Genomic DNA, 21,663 nt, shown 5'->3' on the forward strand with positions numbered 1-21,663 from the left:
CTTCAAATCTTAATAAGAATAGAGCTAACCGTTAGTCTTTGTTTTCTGGCATAGACTTTTTCGGCATAGAGTAGCTCTTACTCACAAATTCCACTTCCTCGACTTCATTGACATGATTGGTAAAAGAGGCCAGTGCATAGAGAGTGTTCGCCACTAGGTTTGCGTATTTAAAAAGAATCGGGTCTGGCGACTTTTTACTTTCATGATGTTCAATACTCACCAAAGCTCGCACGACCTTTTTAGCCTGACAACGACACAAGTGAAGTTCACTAGATACTCGGTGTCCACCGGGTAAGACAAAACCTTTAAAACCCCCTTCTAACTGCTCACGGATACGATGATAGTCTTGCTTGAGCTCGACCAATTCAGACTCGGTGATGGCAAGCTTACCGCGCACAGAGCCATTCAAGTGATAGATGTTTGGCTGCAAGCGTTGCAGGATCTCACGAACCTGAGGCTCTAGCTCTAAAGACAACACCAATCCAACTCGACAACAAAGTTCATCCGACAAAATCTCAAAATCACAGATAGGACTGTCTTCATAGATAAATGGGTAACAGAACTCGTCCCAATCTCGACTTACTGGTTTCACGTACCGATCCTTACACATAAATAGTCATCAAACGCCAATATACCAAACTCTTTAATTTAGACATAAAAAAGCCCTCACATTGGAGGGGCTCCTAAAGAAATCGGTTAAACGAGATTACTCGTTAGATACTTTTTTATGGCCTTCTTGTAGGTGAACGAAATCCACCAGATCGTCGCCTGACACTTGATATGCTTGACCAAAGCCTTTAACGAACAGGCCGTTCTCTGCTTTAAGGTTGAACAGAGAGAAGTCTTGAAGTTGGCTTAAACCATCAATGATTTCACCAAAACGCTCTTGCATCTGGCCGATCACTTGAGTCCAAAGTTCCGTTTCACGCTCCACAACACTTGCTTGAGCATCAAACGTTAAACGCTTACGTGCGTAAAGCTGCTTCGAGCTCTCTTCGTCTTCAATCATCATCAAAGATACCTGAGGGTTCGCTTTCAAGTTACGAGCATGACGAGCAATATCAGAAATTAGAACAAAGTAACCTTCTTGGTTCTGAACGAAAGGTGCGTAACTTACGTTCGGGCGACCTTCTTCATCAACCGTTGCAAGTTGAAGGGTACGGCGCTCTTGGCGAAACTCTTTGATTTCTGGACCTAGGCGACCTTGTAGACGTTCTTGTTTTACTTGCTGTTCCATGGGTAATTCCTTTCTTCACTTTCTCTGATTTATTATTTTTGCCCGAGGTTGAGCGATCATTAGCGAACTAAACGATCCTCGAGCATTGATGTCTTGTTTAAGCCAGTTGGCAACCCTATGTCAGATTGCTGCTGATTATTTACTATTGCCTATACTTAAGCTTGTTCTTTTAACGCTTTGAAGCGTTCTACTTGGTCGGCAATAAGCTCACGCTTTTCGTTGCGGCCTAGGTAAATCTTAAAAATGTTCTCACCGGTTTCACTGAAGAAGCCAAAGTAATGGCTTTCACGACCCATGAACGCCTTGCTCACCAAACCGATATGTTTAACGTTATCCAGTTTTAGGTGGCCATGAAGCTCGCCCTCTTTGCCCATCAGGTTGTAGTAACCACGCGCTACTTTACCTTTCGGGAATGGTGCTTTTACTTCAAAGATAGAACCAAACGAATGCACGATAGTGGTCACAGGGCCCCAACCCACTAAACCTTCTAGAATCTCCTGAGCACGGCTGCCATCTAGCATTACCGCCATGTCGTTTGGAAAAGCAGCAACCACTTCAACCTCTGAAACACCTAGCTTCTCAGCAATTGCTGTTGGCAGTAGTTTTGGCTCTTCTTCTAAAATTAAAGCTACGCGTTGTTCTAGAGTTTCTGTCATTTCTAATGTTGTATCTGTCATTGAATATGTTCCGTATAAACGAGTAATTTACGTAAGTTATAAACCAAAAATTCGATATTAAGCGTGCTTCAAACTTGCATGCGGGTGTACGCCCGAACCTGACGCTTTAGGCGCTGGGTGCATAGCTTGGTATTCAGCGTTAAGCACTTGAATTACACTCTGCGCTAGGCTTACCGCCCAAAAGCTGCCAGCAATAGTCAGGCTCAGATAATCTTCCGAAAGCTCAACTAAACCGTTATTTTCCCAATGTGCGAACAAAGGTTTTAGGTAGTCGAACGTGTCTTGTCCCATAAAGCTCGGTAGCGTACTTCTTCTAACAACACCAGAATCGAAACCGGCCTTTAATGTTGAGAAGATAGGCTCTAATGAGCTTTGTTTCGTCATCATGGCAATAGGTAATTGACCTTGCTTTATAGACTCCATGTAGCTGTCTAAAGTTCGATGCTGCATCACACCATGACCGCCGATGTTGCCACCAGCGCCACAACCAATGGGTAGAACTTCGGCATAAGTTTTCGCTAAGCTGTTGTAAATGCTGCGTTCGCGGTTATCACGAGTCCAGTGGTTTACGCTCAGTTGCTTGACCTTAGTTTTTGCCATGAACTCCACACCCGCCAAATACATGCTCGCCTTATCTGGCGTATTCGCAGGCGGTGGGATTTTTCCTTTCTCAACAAGATTCAGCATAGGTGCATTGCCCGCAACAATCAGTTGGTAGAGGTCAATGCCGTGTGCGCCAGTAGACATGTAGTCTTCTAAATCTTGTTGGAACACTTCCATAGATTGGTGTGGCAATCCGTATAGCAGATCAAGAACGATTGGCGCTTGCTCGGTACGACTCAGTGAACTGATACGTTCTAGCACAACCTCTCGGTCATCAAGGCGCTTAGCACTACGTCGAACTTGAGTATTGAAACTTTGAATACCGAATGAGAAACGATTGAAGCCACCTTCAAGCGCACGATCAAACATCTCGTCACCAAATCGATTGATGCGCCCTTCCAATGTCATCTCAACATCGTTTGCTAGTGGGAAATATTGACGAATCGCTTTACCCAACTGTTCAACTTGCTGAGGTGACAAATCGGTGGGTGTTCCGCCACCAATATAGACGGCGTGAAATAGTCCAGACTGAGCCCAAGGCGTTTTGGCTTTCTGCTTTAGCTCGACCATCAGTGCATCGAAATACTCATCCACTAATTTACGGCTTGCGGCATTTTGGAAGAAATTGCAGAACGTACAACGCACACGACAGAAAGGAATGTGGATATACAAGCAACGCTTATCCTGTTTTTTCCCTTCACTCAGCATCAGTTCGTCAAAGAGTTCTAACTTCTTACTGGGGTCGACCGGAATTGAACTTCCTCCGGCATGTGCAGAATGCTTTTTCGCAAACGCAAAACGAAGCGGATCAGGGCTAGAAATGCCCAAGATTGATTCGTCAAATTTATAAATATTAAGACTCATATAATCTCTCTAAACACTTACATAGCAAAGTCTGGAAGACTATTCGCTAAAAACTGAGAGAATCATAAATACACGCAAATGATAATGCAATTGATAATTGATCTTATTTAGATTCTAAGCAATAATCCGATACAGAATTTTGATTTGGTAAAGGATTGATTGTGAACGTTCCTAGATATGTTATTGCAGGCGGTGCATCGTTAGTGATTCATGCAGCGTTGTTGTTTGTCGCTCAAGAATCCAAAGTATTTGCAATGCCTGCAGGTAGCCAATCAAACACGGTATCGATCAACTTCACTCCTAAGAGCGTTCCTTCACAAGCTCAGCAAAAAACAATCACAGAGCCAGTTGAACCAGAACCAGTAAAAGAAACCGTCTCACAAGCTGAACCTAAACCAGTCGAACCAAAAACAGTTGAGCCAAAGCAAGCTAAGCCAACCCCAAAGAAAAAAGCGATCACCAATAAACCTCAACCGAAGAAAGTAGAGAAAAAGGTTGTTGAAAAGAAAGTCGAGAAGAAGCCGGTTCAAAAGAAACCTGTGACTGAGAAAAAGGTCGTGAAGAAAGAGCGCCCAGAACCAGTACCGCAACCAGTCACTAAACCAGAGAAGCTGGCCGACAAGAAAGTCGATAAGAATATGGACGAGTCTGCGAACCAACCTCAGGAAGTAAACCAAGGCGTATCAAACCAAGAGCCAGTTTTGGTCACTAAACCTTCGTTCTCTGCGCGTCCTACCCCACCGAATTACCCTCGCCAAGCAAGACGTCGTGGCGTTGAAGGTGTCGCGACTTATGAGATCTGGCTAGACGCTGAAGGTAAACAAATTAAACAAGCATTAGTAAATTCATCAGGCGCACTAATGCTCGATAACGCCGCATTAGATGCCATTAAACAATGGAAATTCTCACCTCACACTGTCAATGGTCGAGCGATTGCTCACCGAGTACAAATACCTGTTCGTTTTAGGTTGGATTAATCATGCAACAAATCAGTTACTTACAAGATCAACTTGGCTTAATGACTTGGCCTCTTCTTATCTGTTCAGCATTAACAGCAATGATCATCGCTGAACGTGTCTTCCAAGTCATGCTCAGCATTGGTGTGGGCAAACGTGCCATTCGTCGCGAGCTAAACCAAATCTCACCAACCAACAGTAAAGAAATTGAAGCGCTTGCTCAGTCGATTTCAGGTAAACGCCCGCTACTGTACAAGGGCGTGTCAATGTTGCTTGCTCACCACTCTTTCTCAAAAGGGCTACGTGAAGATGCTGCTGGAATCTGGCTACAAGAAAAACGCCACCAGCTTCATGCCGGTTTAAGACTGCTTGGTTTGATCGGCGTGATCAGCCCACTCATCGGCTTGCTTGGTACGGTACTTGGTCTTATTGAGATGTTTAAAGGCGTTGCCGCCACAACAGGCAGCATCACGCCCAATGATTTGGCAGACGGTCTTGGATTAGCAATGAGAACCACAGCAGCAGGTTTGATGATTGCGCTTCCTGCTATTTCTGGTGCTCAGCTACTAGGGCTCTGGGCTGACCGAGTGCTGGCTCAATTGGAGCATACATTGAACTATGTGAATGTGTGGCTAGAAGGCATGTCGATTCAAACCAATCAGTCTGATGATACTCAAGGTAAGCCTGTCAACAAAACCTCTATCGGTGATGTGAGCCAAGCATGATTAAAACGCCCCACTCATCTCACACACAGAGCCTAGCGCCGGACTTAACACCGCTGCTCGACATCATTTTTATCGTGATGGTTTTTCTATTGCTTACGGCATCAGTAAAGCTGGAGTCACTGGAAGTTGAGCTGCCAAGCTCGGATGTCAAAAACGTTTCTGAAGTCCACAAGGATTCGATTAGCGTCAATATTTTAGACCGCGAACCCTACTGGGCAATTAACGGCCAAGAATACATCGACTGGGAAAACTTTAAGATTGCCCTGTTAGAAGAGACTGGTTCAACGGATAAAAAACCGATCATCATTGGCGCGGATAAAGCCGCCAACGTTGAAAACTTAGTGAAATTGCTGTCATTCCTTCAAGAGAACGGAATACCAGCGACTCAACTGCTCACGGACGATGGCTAGAACAATACTCAATTTTCACGAGGTTTGGCTTCTGGTTAATAAGACTAAACAAGCAGAACTAAGCCTCTCTATCGATTCGAACTCACAATGCGAACGGACTGCTCACTGAGTATCTTCGCGATACAAAAAGAAAATATAAAGAACTTATTATGAACAACTTAAACGTGCTCAATAAAATAAAGACCAAGACACATCTCCTTTCAATTGCCGCTATGAGCTTGGCACTTAGCGCACCCGCAATGGCCAACGATGCTGAACAACCTCGAATCATCAGTGCTGGCAGTGCCGTTACTGAATTGGTTTTGGCATTAGGTGCTGAAGAGCAGCTAGTCGCGATTGATGTAACCAGCCACTTTCCTCAAGCAGAAAACCTGCCAAAGATTGGTTATCACCGAAACCTGTCAGCGGAAGGCTTACTTGCCCTAGAACCGACCACATTGATTGGCTCAGATGAAATGGGACCAGACAACGCGATTTCTCAATTGAAATCGGCGGGTGTCGATGTAGAGATCGTCAACACTGAAGCAAACGTTGAAGGGCTATTAAAACGTATCGACCAAATCGCTAAGATTACCCATACCGAAGCACACTCACAGCAAGTTAAAGCTGAAGTAAATCAGAAGATTGCTGCACTGAAGGCGAACCAAGTACCAAGCGACGAAGCGAAGAAGGTGCTTTTCTTATTGCTGCATGAAGGCCGTCCTGCGAACGTTGCTGGCGGTGAAACTTCGCCAAATGCAATCATCGAGTTAGCTGGCGGTGTGAACCCTGCAGCTCAAAGTCTAACGTCTTACAAGCCATTATCGATGGAGTCACTGGTAGAAATGCAGCCAGATGTGATTTTAGTCAGTGGCCGTAGTTACCAAAAAATGGGCGGTGCTGATGCCATCCTGAAATCGCTACCTATGTTAGCGGCAACGCCTGCAGGTATGAACAAGAAAATCATTACCGTAAATGGCAGTGCTTTGGTTGGCGGGCTTGGTCTCGAGAGCCTTTCAGAAGCTAAGCGATTAAACGCACTTATCTATCCGCTATAACTTATCTACCCGCTATAACGCGACTACCCTATTTTTACTGTTGCTAGTTCAATGCCCGTCACCAGCCTACTTTCGCAATGTTGGTGATGGATATTGAAGTTAGCGACAGACATTGAGGCCCTTTATGTTGTTACGATCCGTCCCGCTGAAAACATCGATGTTAGGCCTAGGTGCTACCCTAGTCTTCGTCGCACTGTTTTCAATCACCGTTGGGCCAATGAACATTAGCTTGGCTGACAGCGCAGCGAGCTTACTCCAGCCAAACAATGACTTAGCCCCCCACATCAACTTAGTGATTCAAGAGATTCGCTTACCTCGAACCATTTTGTGCATGTTGATTGGTGCGATTCTCGCATTATGTGGCGCTGTCATGCAGGGCTTATTTCGAAACCCGCTTGCTGAGCCTGGGATCATCGGTGTGTCTGCTGGTGCGGCGCTAGGTGCAGCACTGGCCATCGTACTTTTCTCTGAGCTATCACTTCAATACCCTGCTTTCATGAACTTTGCTGCGGTTCCTGTGTTCGCTTTTCTTGGCGGCGCTTTAACCACGCTGCTGGTGTATAAACTGGGTACAGGTAAATTCGGCACCTCTGTCACCATCATGTTGTTGGCGGGTGTGGCGATCAGTGCGCTCTCTGGCGCAGGTATGGGCTTCTTGAATTTCATTGCTGATGACCAAATGCTGCGCGATCTTTCATTGTGGTCGATGGGTTCATTGGCAGGCGCTAAGTGGTCAGGCATTTTGCTGGCTGCTGTCACGCTCGTTGGATTGTTTGTTGTTTTCTACCGCCAAGCGATGTCTCTAAATGCTCTACTATTGGGCGAGTCAGAAGCGCAACACCTTGGCATCCCAGTTCAAAAGCTTAAACGAAAGCTGATTCTACTGACGGCTGCAGGCGTTGGTATCACGGTTAGCCTGTCTGGCATGATTGGTTTTATTGGATTGGTTATCCCACATTTAGGTCGCATGTTGGCAGGCCCTGACCACCGAGTTCTGTTGCCACTATCAGCGGTACTAGGCGCACTACTGCTAACCGCCGCAGACATGTTCTCACGTGTGGTACTTGCTCCGGCAGAGCTACCTGTAGGTATTGTCACTGCGATTATCGGCGCTCCATTCTTCTTGTATCTACTATTTCAACAGAAAGGGAGAATCCTTTAATGTTTCCTTCAGCTTTAAAAGCGACCGATATCGAAGTGAAGTTCGGCAGTAAAGTGATATTAGATGGCGTTTCTATTGAGATTGAAGCGGGAAAGGTAACCACACTGCTTGGGCCAAATGGCGCAGGTAAAAGCACGCTGCTTAAAGCTTTGTGCCAAGAGATATCAAGCAACGGCGATATCCAGTATTTTGGACACAGTAAAGACAAATGGCCTTCTCAAAAGTTAGCTAAGCACCTTGCTATGCTTCCTCAACACAGCACATTGACCTTCCCATTCTTGGCACATGAAGTTGTCGAGCTTGGTGGGATTCCCCTACAAGAATCCAACAAAAAACTAACTAGCATTGCGAGCCAAAAAATGGATATTGCTGATGTGACTCACTTGAGTGAAAGGCTTTATCCTTCGTTATCAGGCGGTGAAAAGCAGCGAGTGCACTTGGCTCGAGTATTAACTCAGCTTCACCACTCTGGTGACCAATGTATTTTGATGCTTGATGAACCAACGTCTGCACTGGATCTTGCCCACCAGCACAACACCTTAAAGATTGCGAGAGAATTAGCCGATAACCACAATGCCGCGGTTATCGTGGTTTTGCATGATCTCAACTTAGCCGCGCAGTATTCCGATCGATTGGTGGTATTGAAAGATGGCAATTTGGTGTGTGATGGTAAGCCCTGGGATGCGCTGAAACCTTCGATGATAGAAGATGTGTATGGTTACAAAAGTATCGTAGAAAAACACCCAACCATGAGTTTCCCTCAGGTTCACCCCGCACAATAAGTCCGATTAAGGAGCGACTCATTTTGAGTATTCGTTCTTGATAACAATGACGTAATCCTAAGCCTCGATTTGTTCGAGGCTTTTTATTGGCTCACAGCTACTCTCTCGGCTTAAACTCAATTTTATTAATAACCATGGCAGCAAGCACCAAAACGCCTCACCTTGAACGTTTGAGGCTCTAGAAATGAACACTACCCGTTAGGGTTACTTAGCTTTTAACACTAAAGAGGAAAACAAGTCACGGGCGTAAGCATATAAAAAGAAAAGAAATAACATCATTCAGCATCAATCAACATCATTCAACAAGACAGCGACATCGGTGTGGGACTGAGAGAAAAACGCACAAGAAGTGAAACTGCAGGCACAAAAAAAGCCCCCGCAGGAGCTTCTTTTATTGAGTGCTGATTATTGGCTCATACGAATCAATGATTTACCAATCAACCACTCTAGTTCTTTACCGCTAGTATCGCCAAACTGAGTTTCAGTCAGCTTGTATAGACGATCAATACCGTTTGCAGCGAACTCATGCGCGCTCTCAGCAGTAACGATATGATGGAAAAGTAAACGTAAGATTGCTAGGAACTCAGCGTCTTCAAGTGCTGCAACCCAGCTAGCTGAAAATGCGTCAAGGCCATTTTCAAAGTCAATGTGTTCCATGAACATCTTGAAAATACGACCGTCTAGAGCAGCAGTAAAATCCGTTTTCTTTGGAAAGTGATGACTTATACCTGTACGAGAAACACCCGTTTGTTGACTCAACGTCGTGTATGACATCTTGTCGTAACCCAATCTTAGTAGCTGGTCTACAACGGCATCCATGATTTTCTGGATCGTGATTTCTGTATCTTCTTTACTACGCTTTGGCATATTCAGGCTCTTCTCTTTGTAAATCCATCTAACTCAATCAAATGAAGTCAGAATGAAAATCGTTATCAGCATTATGTGAGCAAGGTATTTTTTCGCAAGTATTTCCATTAAATACCAACAAATACTTTGTACGAACAATTTTACAGTGCTGCCTCTTTGGGCACTTTGTCTAATTATTCTTCGAAAGTCACCTTACCTCTCTAAGTGGTTAATCTAAAATAACAACTTAGAATATCAAATACCCAACAATAAATTCATTGTATAAATACCTATCAAGCAATAGATAGTCTTATAAAATTAGTTACGACGCAACTAACTGAATGATATTCTAACAAATTAATGACACTGCTTATCAACAAAACATGAGATAGATCACATACATATTTGGCGACGCGAATGTACACATTCATTTAACCCCTTCAACAAACAACATAGCATACCAGTACAAATTAGTTCAAAGATTTTAATTTTTGTAGATACAGTTCAAATTGCTCGTTAGAATAACCTCAGACTTTGTAAGAGGATTATTATTATGAGCCAAGATATTGGTAACAACGATGTATGTGAAGCTTGCGGCTGTGCAGGCGAAATCGGGTTCATCATTAAAGAAGGCGACGATGTTGCTGAAGTAACGGTTTACGGAAACTCAAAAGCACTTATTGAAGCTGAGTTTGCTAAGTACGTTGAACTTGCTAAACAAGTGTCTAGCAACGTTGAATTTGAAGCATCAGAGATGAGTGAAGAAAGCACAGAGTTGCACGCTCGCTTTAAATTTGAAGTTAGCGCTGAGAAGATTATTTTTGAACTTAAGACTCGCTCTCTAGCGCGTTAATATAAGCATTTATATTCTTATTGAAAGACGAGTGAATTACTCGTCTTTTTTTAATTGAACCCAAGCCAGTGAACCATTTTGCTCAAAATCGTTTTCTGCAGCGCACTGAATCACTACGCCCCCCACCTCTAACACCGCCCCAATGCTATAAGCCTTGTCATCATAATAACAAACTCGTTGCTGTTGACCGCCTTGTGTCACTACCACCGCAGCTTTACCGGGCGTTGAAATTACTTTGTTGGCACTCGCAGACATTGAGCCAAACATTGAAGCGGCTATCAGAAAGACCTTAACAATTCGTATATTTACTCTAATCATTGATTTACCTACCATCTTTGTTCCATTCCTCGTTAATCTACCGCCAAATGGGTAAAACACTATGCGAGATTAATTTTTCCATTATAGTGTAAGCGTCTATCGTAATAAGAAGCCTGTTATGCTCAGAATAATTGCACTTATTATTGGTTCCTTAACCATAACAAATGTCAGTGCTGAACCACTCGATCACTATCAAATATTGAACCATCTCGATAATTACGGAAACTTATATCTAAGAAATAAGCCTTACACATCACTTCCAACGGGCTTGGTGGTAGATGGTAATCTCAATATAGAGAACACTGCGATCACACGCCTACCCAAAGGGTTAGAAGTGAACGGCAGCCTTAAAGGCTCTAACAGCCAACTCGCTCGAGTCCCGAGCGGGGTTAAGATAAAAGGTTACGTCGACTTGATTGGCAGCCAAGTCACCAGTTGGCCAAGAGGTGTAAGAGTGGGCGGCTTTATCAACCTCACCGACACTCCACTAGAAAGGCTACCGAATGGCTTTAGAGTGAAAGGCGATCTGAGCGTGATCCGTACTCCTTTAACCGAGCTACCCAACGGGATCGTGATTGATGGCGACTTATATATAGGCGGTTCTGGGATTACAACATTCCCCGAGACCATGACAGTCAAAGGCAACATCTATCTGGGTGGTAACACTGTAACCACATGGCCAACCAATCTAGAGCTCGGTGGTGCAGTCGCTCGCTAATTCAGGCTGAAGCTCTATTGCTCTATTGCTCTATTGCTCTATTGCTCTAATACGTTAATGCTCGATCGCAGCAGCAAGTAGCGATTTAGAAACAAAAAAGGAGCCCAAGGCTCCTTTTTCAATTCAATCAAGTTGCTAATCAACTGGCAAGCTAACGTTCGTTAACCAATGTTCTTCACTGGGTTCGCGTAGCTATCGATCAAGTACTGACGCGCACCCTGTGGCAGGCTCGATAGTTTAGCTTCAAACTCTTGCTTAACGGCCGCTGTAATCGACTCATCTTCTTTTTCTGCTGCCAGCAAGTTCACTGGGAACAGTTTGTAGTTATCGTGGATCTGACGATCGATCTCTTCAGCAAGCGCTTCAGGGGTATCAAAATCTTGGTCGATAACCTGACCGAAGCCAACGTGAACGCGTCCTTTATTACCGATGATGCCTTGAATGATACTTTCGATATCTTCAAACTCACCCTTTTCGTAACTGCCGTTTACGTCTTTCTCGAAAAGCTCTATCGCTTTAGCCGTGTCACATGGGTCGTTCTCGTAAGAAATAGCGACAGGAACAATCTTTAATGACTTCACGTATTCAGGGAAAGCAATTTTTTGCTTACGTCCTTCAACGTGGAACATTTTCAAAATTGCTGGCTCAGTAAAATCGTTACCGTCTTTCGCACGACCTTCCTTTTGAGCGATCCAGATTGAGTTGCCTGTTTCTAGAGAGTGCTTAATGTAGGAAGACAACTGCCCTAGCGCTTTCATCATCTCACGCGGTCCTTTCAGAGAACGCTTTACGATGAAGCTCTTGTTTAAACGCATCAATTCAGTCGCACATGGCTTCTTCAACAGGTTGTCACCGATAGCGATACGACAAGTCTGATGATTATTTTGATGCAGAGCGTAATTTACCAACGCAGGATCCATAGCAATGTCACGATGGTTTGATACAAACAGATAAGCTTGGTTCGCATCCAGTGACTCGATACCAGTGTACGTCACACCGTTAGTGGTTTTCGCTAACGTGTCGCGTAAGTACTTTTTCACTTCAATCTGAATGGATTCAACGCTAGTCAGCTTGCTCCACTTCATTTTTAAGTACACACGCAAAATCGGGCTCATTAATGCTTTGAACCAAGACGCATGGTTTGAAAAACGGTAGTGCAAGATTGCACTGATAAATTCTTCATCATTAATAAGACGGTTTAGTGCCGCTGGAATTTCATCATCGCCGTAAGGACGAATATCAACATATGGATCGGTTGGAGAGGTCATTTTTTAATTCATATAATAAAAAGCTGGCTCATTCTACGCGTTGTTTTGACTTCTCGCAGCTACAGAGCCCATACTTTTGACAAGGTCAGACCAGAAACATTGAAAATCCCCTGTTATTGTTGGCATTCTTTAAGATTAACGGTAATCTTGACGCCCCAAAATTAAGGTACTATCTATGAACTTCGCTATTGAATATACATCGGCTTACTTTTCACACTTGGTGATCACACCACGCAAGAAAGTACTTAAACATAGCCTTGTATCGGTTCAAAGTGGCTTGGTTTTGATTAAGTTAGGCAAACAAGAGTATGCCGTTGAACCAGGACAAAGCGTCTGGATTCCGCACGACTGCCTAACGTCACTGACCTACTTTCCAAACACTCAGGTTAACCGCGTCGACTTTTCTGTTCGTTTGACGGATTCATTCCCAAGACAAGCGGGTTACATCACGCAAACTAACCTCTCTTCGGCACTACTAGAAAAGCTAGAACAAACCAAAGCTCGCGCTTCCAATGCCAATAATACGGAACAAGCGTTTAAAGATATGCTTTCTGTATTGAAGCAAGAAGTGTTGTCGTTTAAACCCCTGCTTTGCGAAAGTGCTCTTTCTCAGCGATTCAATCAATGGAACATTGATGATTCAAACCTGCCACAAGAGCACACTCTGGTGATGGTGATGCGAGAAGCGAAGAAACGCATGCAGTCAGGCCAGAAACGTTCACTTGTGATTGATGATCTGTTCTCAGGTAAAGAAGAAGAGTTCGAGCAACTGTGTATGCTTGTTTTTGGTGAAGATTTATAGCTTGGCGGAAAGTGAGTGCTGGTATTAAAACTAGCAAGCCAGATACTAAAAAGCCGCAAAAACTGAGTTTTTGCGGCTTTTTTAATTCTTAGTGTTTAGACGTAGTTAGCAATCTATCTGTATATCTAGAATCTAGAATGGCAACTCAACCTGCATCATTAGGTCGGCGTCACGTGAGTCATGCCAACGATAATCAAAGCGCATACGCGGCTGCCCTTCTACTTTCTCGCCAAACCCGATGCTGAGTTGAAGACCATGATTCATCAACCACTCTTCAGTCGACATATCATACTGCTCGTCTTCAAGGTCTTCTGGAAACCACATACCCAAGCCAACATAGTTTGACTCAATGCTTTGTGTCAGCAATGGCGAGTCTTTACTTTGAAGAACCCAATCAGACCAATAGTCCGGTGTGCTTTCAGGCTCATCATCGCTCAGTCCGCTGATTTCCATCATACGTTGGCCAAAAGACTCGATGCTGGTCGAGAAATCTAGACAATTGTCATCTTCATCAGAAGTCAGCATGATTGAATCTAGGCTAAAAAAATCACACTCAGCATACGCAGGCATACTGCATGCTGCCATGATCAACGTCGCTGGTATCGCGCTCTTTAGCATAGTCCTCTGACCTCTTGATTAGTGAACTTACATTATCTGATACAGTCCACTATCTTGCAACATCTTTGTAACTGACTTTGTACTCAGTTTTGCCACATCGCTTCCACTTATCAGTGCATTACGTATGTCTGTGCTGCGAATTTTCACTTTTTCAGGGCAAGCCATTACAGACCACTGCTCGGTAATCTCATCTGATTTATAGAAAGATGAGAACTTGGAGAAGTTATCTGGGCCAATAACAAATGTCAGTTCAGCGTCACGATGTAACTTTTGAAGTTCACTGAGCACCGCGTAAGTCGTGACGCTTTCACCTGGCGTAAATAGGCTCTTTTCGATCAAAGAAAGCTCCACTTGATCCAGTGAAAGATCGCTAATAAATGCGTTAACTAACTGACATCTCGTATCAAAGTCTAGCATCTCTTTTCCCCAAGCATGGGCAATACTTGGAACGAGTAGAATTTTGTCAAAGTGAGCCAACGAATCAATCACACTTTTGTGCCCTAAGCTCGGTGGATTAAACGCACTACCGAAAATGGCTATTTTTTCCATTATTAATTACTGCCTTCTCTTTCTAAGCTTGTGCAAAGAGGTTTTTAAATCGGATGATTTAGGTATGATAACACTAGATTTTTAATTTGCTTGCAGGAAAGGAATACGAATGGAACAGTTAATTCGTGACGAAATGCGCGTACTACCTTCAATTGACCCTCACTTCGAAGTGACTCGTCGTGTGGACTTTATCAAAACGAAACTTCAGCAGTCAGGCTGCAAGTCTCTGATCCTTGGTATCAGTGGCGGTGTGGATTCGACAACTTGTGGCCGCTTAGCACAAATGGCCGTTGATAGCCTAAATGAAAGCGCTGGTAGCAACGACTACCAATTCATCGCGGTTCGCCTGCCTTACGGTGAACAAAAAGATGAAGACGAAGCGCAACTTGCTCTGTCTTTCATTCAGCCTTCTCAATCTGTTTCTGTAAACATTAAAGCGGGTGTTGATGGGCTTCACGCTGCATCTCACGTTGCTCTAGAAGGCACAGGCCTGCTACCAACAGATTCAGCAAAAATCGATTTTGTGAAAGGCAATGTGAAAGCTCGCGCTCGCATGATCGCACAATACGAAATTGCAGGTTACGTTGGCGGCCTTGTAATCGGCACCGACCACTCAGCGGAAAACATCACAGGCTTCTACACTAAACACGGTGATGGCGCATGTGATTTAGCACCTTTGTTCGGCCTGAACAAACGTCAAGTTCGTGAACTAGCAGCAACACTGGGCGCTCCAGAGCTACTGGTTAAGAAAGTACCAACCGCTGATCTAGAAGAGCTTGACCCACAGAAAGCCGATGAAGCAGCATTGAACCTTTCTTACGATCAGATCGATGATTTCCTTGAAGGCAAAGCCGTTTCTCAAGACGTATCCGATCGCTTAGTGAGCATCTACAAAGCAACACAGCACAAACGTCAACCAATCCCAACGATCTACGATTAATTCGTTTTTGAATTAGTCTCAGAATCAAAAAGGCCGGAAGCTCATTCACGAACTTCCGGCCTTTTCTATTTAGTGCTTTTCCTTTTGACCGAACGCGTCGTTAATCAACAACTTCGATATCGGTTTGAGGCACGCTGCAACACGCCAGTATCTGACCCATATTACGTTCATGTTCTTGCAATGCTGGTACATCCGGTTGGTGAACTTGCCCAGACTCAAGGGTCACTTTACAAGCGCCACAGAAACCAGCACGGCAGCTTGAAGCGATAGACACACCCGCCGACTCCGCTTGCTCTAGCAGGGTTAATTGGTTATTACCTTCAAACAGGTAACCATTGACACTTAACTGCAGTTGCTTCACCGCCTCTTCGGTAGACTGAGCAACACCAAACGCTTCTTGATGATAATGTTGAGGGTTAAGCCCCATTTGAATCAGCAGTTTCTTGGCATTATCCATAAAGCCGTCAGGGCCACACACGAAGGCTTGGCGCTTGTGTAACTCTTCAATTTTAGCGACATGAGACACGCTCAAACGTCCTGATAAACCATCCCACTCTTTCGCTGGCTGGCTTAACGAATAGATAACACGCAATCCTGCATGGTCATTGGCAATTTGATCGATCTCCGCTTGATAAGGGATATCTTCTTCGCTGCTGCATTGATGATAGAAAACCACATCATCAATCTGGCCATGGTCGGCTAAATAACGAAGCATCGACAACATTGGCGTAATGCCGCTACCCGCAGACAAAAGCAGTAGTGGATGCTTAGGGTTTTGCTCTAAATAGAAAGCACCATCTGGATTTTGAGCAACAAGCGTGTCACCGACTTGGAAGTGATCATTGAGCCAGTTTGAGATTTGACCATCGTCCACTCGCTTCACGGAAATCGCCAAACGACCTGCGCGTGAAGGACTAGAAGATAGCGTGTAACGACGAGACACTTTTTCGCCATCAATCACCATCTCAATCGGTAAATGTTGCCCTGGCTGATAGCTTGGTAATGAATGGTTCTCTTTCGCTGGCTCTAGCCAGAACGTCGTGAAGTCGCGAGCGATCTCTTCACGCTCGACGCAAGTTAAGTGCAGTGATTCTACCCAAGTGTCTTCGTAGTGCTCTTTCTCTTTGGTTTCAAGTACCTCAACCACATCACCCGCTTTCACCAGACCTTCATTTTTTGCGACAAGGTTCTGACCAAAGAAAACACCACCACGCTCGTTAGCTCTGAATGTAGAGAAGGTATTGAGTGGTTCTTTTGTTGCTCTGAATTCTCCACTCTCAACATCGACTGTTGTTAGGATACAGCGCTCGCAAGGCTTCACTGCTTCGAATTCAACCTCACCAATTCGGATACGCTTCCAGCCGTCTTCGGCAAAGGCTTCTGTATTTGAAACAACAAAGTTAGTGCGGAACTGATCCATTGAATGAACTTCAGGGCTGCGGCGATTCAACTCATCAAGAGAAGCTTGGCTGATGATTAACATTGGATAGCCGTCGGCAAAGCTCACGTTATGACCAAGTTTTTCACGAACACGATTCGATTTTTCGCCCGAAAACAGTAATTCAACACGCACGCCCAACACATCGCTGAACCAATCATCGGCTTCATCACATGTCGTGTATGCCGTGAAGCTGTCTTTCCACACCGTTGCTGGTGCTTCTTGCATCTTGAAGTTTGCATATTTCAGGCGCAGCGGCTCTTTGCCTTCGTAAGTAAAAATCAAACCATCTGGCTGCAAGCTTGAAGACACCTTGACCATTTTCGGATATTTACGCGCCGTCACCATTGAGCCGTCAGCCAACGCCAACATAAAACGTCTGTCGAAGGTAAGGCCCTGTTTTTCGACCCAAGCAGAAGAGAGTGCAATCCCGCCCACAGATTTAACCGGAAACACGTTGATTTGAGATAAGGAAGGAGCTTGCTCTGAAGCCTTTCGATCTATAGGTGACTGCGACATAACGATTCCAATGTTTTGTTGTTTGTCCCAATGCTAACAAATGGTTATAAATAGATAAACTGGCAGCTATTAAACACTTGATACTAAGTAGACATAGGTAAAATGTTAGAGTCACAATATGTTCTAGTAGATCTACAATCTTAGAAGCTAACGACGATGATGCTAGACAAACTAATATCGCCCCTTTGTTATCCAACAGCATCAATATTTTCTTGCTATAACAACCAACAAAATTCAACTTCAGCGCCAAGTCCCCTTACGGTTCAATAAACACAATGAACCCAAAACTACATTTAAGGAGATGAGCAATATGCTGTATGTTTTTTTGACAACTGATTCAGTGAGCCCGGCTTACCCAAGTAATACCCTTGGAAGTAAGCTATGCCCTGTGCCTTGGCAAAACGCAGGTCTTCATAACTTTCAATCCCTTCTGACAGCAATTCAATTTGATATTTTCGAGATAAAAACCTAAGACGCTCCCAAAAAGCCGAATGCTGACTCCTGTTTCTCATTAAAGACCTATCAATCTTTAACACGTTTGGTTTTACGACACTAAGTAGAGCTTCTCCGACGTTATACCCGCTGCCGTAATCATCGATTGCAATCTTACTCCCAAGGCCACGACATACTCCAAACTGAGAAATCATACGTTTTTTATCGATACCCTCTGGATATTTTTCATTTTCTGTCAGTTCGATCCACGGAGTGATACCTCGGTTATTACACTCTCGCCAAATTGGAAAGATGTCACGTATGAACGTAAAGATCAAAAGGTGCAGAGGAGAAATATTAATCGTCAAAAATCTCAATTATATGGGCACATTAAACTTAGCAACAAACATCAATGCCTAGTTGAAGTAAGAGTTGGCTACAGATTTTTAAATCTAGAAATGATCCTACACCTCAAACTACGTAATAATCTAAGTACTTGGCTACACAAAAACTACGGTTTCCCTCTATACTAAACGAAGTGCTTTATATCAATGGATTGAATATGTTTGGAAAATACCTAAAACAGATCAGAGGAGAGCTTGGGCTAACTCAAACAGAACTCGTGGCCAAGCTCAACCTCGCTAACGAAGAATTCCTTTCGCTTGACGTTGTCACTCTAAGCCGTTGGGAAAGAGAGAAAACCAAACCTCACCTCTCTAAGTGCATTCGCATACTACGCTGTCTAAAAACCGACCTCAGCGAGTTCTATGACATGCTACCAAACCCCAATGATCATGAATTGTATAATGACGTATCTAAGGTACGGTTTAACTCTCCTTTGTCCAAAATTTCATCATCCGGTTATAACGATGAAGAGCGAAACGACCACAACAAAATCTTAGAGCAACCGCTACTGCTAAATGACAATGATAAAATGTGGGATAACCTTAGATATTTCTACGATCAATTAGGGTATACCCCACAGCAGTTGCTGGAAATAAATCTATTTGAATATCACAAAAGCCGCAAAGCCGTTGGTAAAAAGTTCGTATCTAAATTGGATGAACAAGTTTTAGGGCATTCGATTAGTTTTATCTTTCCTGCAGATTATTTTAAACAAACAATCAAAGCGAAGACATTTAACCTAGACCTTTCGAATTCGATTACCTATCGAGAAAACGTTAAACTTGCCGGCTTCAATTATGATAGATACTCAACGAATTTCGAGGTATTCAAATGCATGCTTACCTCTCAGGTCAAGAACTTAGTAAAACATACAAACATCCACCGTTACTACTATTTCAGTGCAATCGATATTATGGACCCATTTTTTGAAAAGCTTGGATTTGAAAGAATTGCTGTCGACGTCGAATCAAAATTTGGTGGAGTAAAACTCGGCAGTAAACGCTTCGAACGCTGTCTCTATGGTATTGATAGTGATAAGTTTATCTCAAGACCTGAAGTCATAACCTTGCTAAAGACTGTCCATTGGGAAAGAGACTATTGATATCATCATGCTTAGCTAACTCATGCAAACAAAGCAGCATTGAATCTTTCTTACGACCAAATCGATAATTTCCTTGAAGGTAAAGAAGTCCCTCAAGACGTGTCTGACCACTTAGTAAGTATCTGCAACACAACACAAGCGTCAACCGATCCCAACGATCTACGATTAATTATCTGAATTAGTCTCAGGCTCAAAAAAACCGGAAGTTCATTCAGTGAACTTCCGGCCTTTTCTATTAAATTGTCCCGTCCTGAAATGTGTTTACACATTGAGGACGAATTATGACTACTTCAAATAATACCTACATTAAGCGCACTCAGCGTGATTACACACTAGGCTTTAAATTACAGGTTGTCGCCGCTGTAGAAAGAGGTGATATGACATATAAACAAGCCCAAACCATTTATGGTATCCAAGGCCGCTCAACTGTTTTAACTTGGCTTCGAAAGCACGGTAAGATGAATTGGGCGCAAACTCCAAGGATCCATACCATGCCCCAATCAACTAAGCCTAAAGAGTCACCAGTACAGAAAATAAAGCGTTTTGAGAAAGAGTTGGAAGACGAAAAAATCAAGAATCTCTTTTTAAATAGAGTGGTTGATATTCTTGATGCTGAACACGGAACTAGCCTCAGAAAAAAGTATCTCACCAAGGAGCAAGAAGTCTTCAAGAACAAGAAGGAATAAGTTTAGTTCGAGTATGTAAGCTATGCGGGATAACGAGACAAAGCGTTTATCAACGAGAAAAGCGAGCTGCTCATCGCCAGTTAGAACTTAAACCCATCAAACAAATGGTGTTGGATATTAGACGCTATATGCCTAGGGTTGGCACTAGAAAACTCTACTTTTTACTTAAACCAAAGTTGCAAGAGCAAGGTATTAAGCTAGGTCGAGATGCTCTTTTCAACTACTTACGTGATGAACAATTGTTGGTAAGACCTAAACGTAGTTTTACAAAAACGACAAACAGTAAGCATTGGATGAAAAAACATCCGAACTTATTAAAGAACTACAAGCCATGCAATCCAGAGGGTTGATCTGCTCCAGTAAGACTGGACACCGCATTAAGCGACATATTGTTTTTCAAAGTTAACTGGGCTTAGATACCCAAGAGCACTGTGCCTTCTTGTTCGATTATAATCAACTTCGATGTATTCAAAGAGTGCTTGACGCATCTCTTCTCGGGTCATTATCGGCTCGTATTGGACGGCTTCTACTTTCATTGAGTGGAAAAAGCTTTCAACACAAGCGTTGTCCCAGCAATTTCCCTTCCTATTCATACTTTGCTTTAGATCATGAGCTGCGATTAAGTCGCGGTAGTCTTTTGAACAATATTGGCTACCTCTATCACTATGGATAATCACTTCTTCTGGCATGCCTCTGCGGAACAATGCCATTGATAGCGCATCACAGACCAGAGTTGCGGTCATTCTGGTACTCATTGACCAACCAACTACTTGCCGTGAGTACAAGTCGATAACAACGGCTAAATACATCCAGCCTTCGCTTGTCGCTAGATAAGTGATATCTCCAGCCCATTTTTGGTTTGGTGCTGTCGCATTAAAGTCTTGCTCAAGCAAATTCGGGGCTACAGGAAGTCTATGCTTACTGTCTGTCGTACATTTGAACTTACGGGCGGCCTTCGCGACTAAGCTCTGGCGCTTCATGCTCGCGGCAATGGTTTTTACATCGTGCTTATTACCATTTGCCTCAAGTTCTTTTTGAATGCGCCTTGCACCGTCGCGTTCCTTTTTATCATCAAAGACTTCTCGAACTTTGTTATCAAGCTGCTTGCGGTGCTCGTTGCGTTGAGTGACTTTATGGCGATTATCAATCCAATAATAAAACCCACTTTGAGAAACCCCAAACACCTTAGCCATACGGACAATCCTATATTGCATCAGGTGTTCGAGCATAAACTCATAGCAATCTATTTTAGATTTTTCGCGAAGTAGGTGGCGGCCTTTTTTACGATATCTAGCTCTTCAGCTTGCTCTGCTAATAATCGCTTGAGCTTGGCATTTTCAGTGGCGAGTTCTCTTTCTCTATCGCTGATTTTCGCATCTTTTTTGACGGCTTTACGCCACCCATAAATTTGAGATTCATATAGTGAAAGCTGTCGTGCGGCGGCAGCGACACCGACTTTCTCTGCTAACTTAAGCGCTTCGGCTTTAAATTCAGGAGCATGTTTAATTCGTGTTTTCTTAGTTGTCATTGTTCACCTCGTTAGTGATTGTACTCACTTAACTCAGTGTCCAAAACTTCTGGTGCGGATCAGAGTCGACATAGGTAAACTGTTAGAGTCACAATATGCTCTAGTAGATCGACAATCTTAGGAGCTAACGACGATGATGTCGAACAAACTAATATCGTCCCTCGGTTATCCAACAGCATCTATGCTTT

General features: G+C 43.6%; 23 protein-coding genes and 2 pseudogenes. 13 read left to right on the top strand and 12 right to left on the bottom strand.

Annotated elements, in window-relative coordinates; translation table 11 throughout:
• Window positions 1-31 precede the first annotated feature (31 nt).
• The 4 genes from MSG36_RS00195 to hutW all read right to left on the bottom strand — a co-directional run bounded on the left by MSG36_RS00195 (window position 32) and on the right by hutW (window position 3,381).
• Window positions 32-592, bottom strand: a complete 561-nt coding sequence (locus MSG36_RS00195; protein WP_048610703.1) for an ATP--cob(I)alamin adenosyltransferase — start codon at window positions 590-592, stop codon at window positions 32-34.
• Between the two features lie 114 nt (window positions 593-706).
• Complete coding sequence (gene hutZ / locus MSG36_RS00200) at window positions 707-1,237, bottom strand: heme utilization protein HutZ (RefSeq protein WP_004731858.1); 531 nt, start codon at window positions 1,235-1,237, stop codon at window positions 707-709.
• A 155-nt stretch (window positions 1,238-1,392) separates the two neighbouring features.
• Window positions 1,393-1,914: a heme utilization cystosolic carrier protein HutX gene (gene hutX / locus MSG36_RS00205; protein WP_016784265.1), complete on the bottom strand. Its 522-nt coding sequence runs from the start codon at window positions 1,912-1,914 to the stop codon at window positions 1,393-1,395.
• A gap of 57 nt (window positions 1,915-1,971) precedes the next feature.
• Complete coding sequence (hutW, locus tag MSG36_RS00210; RefSeq protein WP_248365726.1) at window positions 1,972-3,381, bottom strand: heme anaerobic degradation radical SAM methyltransferase ChuW/HutW; 1,410 nt, start codon at window positions 3,379-3,381, stop codon at window positions 1,972-1,974.
• Window positions 3,382-3,542: 161 nt separating this feature from the next.
• On the opposite strand from hutW, the gene MSG36_RS00215 reads away from it, so the two are divergent.
• From MSG36_RS00215 to MSG36_RS00240, 6 genes are all read left to right on the top strand, one after another.
• On the top strand, window positions 3,543-4,358 hold the full coding sequence (locus MSG36_RS00215; RefSeq protein ID WP_248365728.1) for an energy transducer TonB: 816 nt from the start codon (window positions 3,543-3,545) through the stop codon (window positions 4,356-4,358).
• A 2-nt stretch (window positions 4,359-4,360) separates the two neighbouring features.
• Window positions 4,361-5,062, top strand: a complete 702-nt coding sequence (locus MSG36_RS00220) for a MotA/TolQ/ExbB proton channel family protein (protein ID WP_017062755.1) — start codon at window positions 4,361-4,363, stop codon at window positions 5,060-5,062.
• Window positions 5,059-5,472 (top strand): biopolymer transporter ExbD, encoded by a 414-nt coding sequence (locus tag MSG36_RS00225; RefSeq protein WP_017062756.1) that lies wholly within the window; start codon window positions 5,059-5,061, stop codon window positions 5,470-5,472. Before MSG36_RS00220 ends, MSG36_RS00225 begins: the two co-directional genes overlap by 4 nt.
• A 149-nt stretch (window positions 5,473-5,621) precedes the next feature.
• Window positions 5,622-6,509 (top strand): ABC transporter substrate-binding protein, encoded by an 888-nt coding sequence (locus MSG36_RS00230; protein ID WP_248365730.1) that lies wholly within the window; start codon window positions 5,622-5,624, stop codon window positions 6,507-6,509.
• A 124-nt stretch (window positions 6,510-6,633) separates the two neighbouring features.
• Window positions 6,634-7,671 carry an iron ABC transporter permease gene (locus MSG36_RS00235; protein ID WP_248365732.1) on the top strand — a complete coding sequence of 346 codons (1,038 nt, stop codon included), beginning with the start codon at window positions 6,634-6,636 and terminating at the stop codon, window positions 7,669-7,671.
• Window positions 7,671-8,453: a heme ABC transporter ATP-binding protein gene (locus MSG36_RS00240; RefSeq protein ID WP_248365733.1), complete on the top strand. Its 783-nt coding sequence runs from the start codon at window positions 7,671-7,673 to the stop codon at window positions 8,451-8,453. Before MSG36_RS00235 ends, MSG36_RS00240 begins: the two co-directional genes overlap by 1 nt.
• Before the next feature lie 405 nt (window positions 8,454-8,858).
• Here the strand turns inward: MSG36_RS00240 and MSG36_RS00245 are convergent, their stop codons facing one another.
• The gene (locus tag MSG36_RS00245; protein ID WP_004731875.1) at window positions 8,859-9,320 is read right to left on the bottom strand and encodes a TetR/AcrR family transcriptional regulator; all 462 of its coding nucleotides are present in this window, start codon (window positions 9,318-9,320) and stop codon (window positions 8,859-8,861) included.
• A gap of 532 nt (window positions 9,321-9,852) precedes the next feature.
• Between MSG36_RS00245 and MSG36_RS00250 the strand changes: the two genes are divergently transcribed.
• Entirely contained in the window at window positions 9,853-10,152 is a 300-nt protein-coding gene (locus tag MSG36_RS00250) for a YfcZ/YiiS family protein (RefSeq protein WP_248365734.1), read from the top strand.
• Between the two features lie 36 nt (window positions 10,153-10,188).
• Here MSG36_RS00250 and MSG36_RS00255 read toward each other — a convergent pair whose 3' ends face one another.
• Window positions 10,189-10,485: a YnjH family protein gene (locus tag MSG36_RS00255; RefSeq protein WP_248365735.1), complete on the bottom strand. Its 297-nt coding sequence runs from the start codon at window positions 10,483-10,485 to the stop codon at window positions 10,189-10,191.
• A 103-nt stretch (window positions 10,486-10,588) separates the two neighbouring features.
• Here MSG36_RS00255 and MSG36_RS00260 point away from each other — a divergent pair, with 103 nt between their 5' ends.
• Window positions 10,589-11,188 carry a hypothetical protein gene (locus MSG36_RS00260; RefSeq protein ID WP_248365736.1) on the top strand — a complete coding sequence of 200 codons (600 nt, stop codon included), beginning with the start codon at window positions 10,589-10,591 and terminating at the stop codon, window positions 11,186-11,188.
• A gap of 161 nt (window positions 11,189-11,349) precedes the next feature.
• On the opposite strand, the gene MSG36_RS00265 is transcribed toward MSG36_RS00260, so the two are convergent.
• Window positions 11,350-12,456, bottom strand: a complete 1,107-nt coding sequence (locus MSG36_RS00265) for a 1-acyl-sn-glycerol-3-phosphate acyltransferase (protein ID WP_017067956.1) — start codon at window positions 12,454-12,456, stop codon at window positions 11,350-11,352.
• A gap of 175 nt (window positions 12,457-12,631) precedes the next feature.
• Here MSG36_RS00265 and MSG36_RS00270 point away from each other — a divergent pair, with 175 nt between their 5' ends.
• On the top strand, window positions 12,632-13,258 hold the full coding sequence (locus MSG36_RS00270) for a hypothetical protein (protein WP_017067957.1): 627 nt from the start codon (window positions 12,632-12,634) through the stop codon (window positions 13,256-13,258).
• Window positions 13,259-13,390: 132 nt separating this feature from the next.
• On the opposite strand, the gene MSG36_RS00275 is transcribed toward MSG36_RS00270, so the two are convergent.
• Window positions 13,391-13,876: a hypothetical protein gene (locus tag MSG36_RS00275; RefSeq protein WP_048609737.1), complete on the bottom strand. Its 486-nt coding sequence runs from the start codon at window positions 13,874-13,876 to the stop codon at window positions 13,391-13,393.
• Window positions 13,877-13,903: 27 nt separating this feature from the next.
• Window positions 13,904-14,425, bottom strand: a complete 522-nt coding sequence (locus MSG36_RS00280) for a nicotinate-nicotinamide nucleotide adenylyltransferase (protein ID WP_248365737.1) — start codon at window positions 14,423-14,425, stop codon at window positions 13,904-13,906.
• Window positions 14,426-14,534: 109 nt separating this feature from the next.
• Here MSG36_RS00280 and nadE (MSG36_RS00285) point away from each other — a divergent pair, with 109 nt between their 5' ends.
• A complete protein-coding gene (gene nadE / locus MSG36_RS00285; protein WP_048610691.1) occupies window positions 14,535-15,365 on the top strand; it encodes an ammonia-dependent NAD(+) synthetase in 831 nt (276 codons plus the stop codon).
• Between the two features lie 100 nt (window positions 15,366-15,465).
• On the opposite strand, the gene MSG36_RS00290 is transcribed toward nadE (MSG36_RS00285), so the two are convergent.
• The gene (locus MSG36_RS00290) at window positions 15,466-17,322 is read right to left on the bottom strand and encodes a hybrid-cluster NAD(P)-dependent oxidoreductase (RefSeq protein ID WP_248365739.1); all 1,857 of its coding nucleotides are present in this window, start codon (window positions 17,320-17,322) and stop codon (window positions 15,466-15,468) included.
• A gap of 293 nt (window positions 17,323-17,615) precedes the next feature.
• Window positions 17,616-18,122, bottom strand: a complete 507-nt coding sequence (locus MSG36_RS00295; protein WP_248365741.1) for an EAL domain-containing protein — start codon at window positions 18,120-18,122, stop codon at window positions 17,616-17,618.
• 194 nt (window positions 18,123-18,316) lie between these two features.
• Between MSG36_RS00295 and MSG36_RS00300 the strand changes: the two genes are divergently transcribed.
• The 3 genes and pseudogenes from MSG36_RS00300 to MSG36_RS00310 form a co-directional block, all read left to right on the top strand.
• Window positions 18,317-19,261: a helix-turn-helix transcriptional regulator gene (locus MSG36_RS00300; RefSeq protein ID WP_248365743.1), complete on the top strand. Its 945-nt coding sequence runs from the start codon at window positions 18,317-18,319 to the stop codon at window positions 19,259-19,261.
• Window positions 19,262-19,285: 24 nt separating this feature from the next.
• A pseudogene (gene nadE / locus MSG36_RS00305) lies at window positions 19,286-19,430 on the top strand (NAD(+) synthase); the annotation flags it as partial.
• Window positions 19,431-19,542: 112 nt separating this feature from the next.
• Window positions 19,543-20,267: pseudogene (locus tag MSG36_RS00310) on the top strand (IS3 family transposase); the annotation flags it as partial.
• A 57-nt stretch (window positions 20,268-20,324) separates the two neighbouring features.
• Here the strand turns inward: MSG36_RS00310 and MSG36_RS00315 are convergent.
• A protein-coding gene (locus MSG36_RS00315) for an IS3 family transposase (protein WP_248365745.1) occupies window positions 20,325-21,475 on the bottom strand; the annotation gives its coding sequence in 2 pieces (ribosomal slippage) (window positions 20,325-21,232 and window positions 21,232-21,475; 1,152 coding nt in all).
• Window positions 21,476-21,663: the final 188 nt, after the last annotated feature.

The organism is Vibrio sp. 1CM8B, assembly GCF_023161685.1.
Taxonomy (GTDB): Bacteria; Pseudomonadota; Gammaproteobacteria; order Enterobacterales; family Vibrionaceae; genus Vibrio; species Vibrio coralliirubri.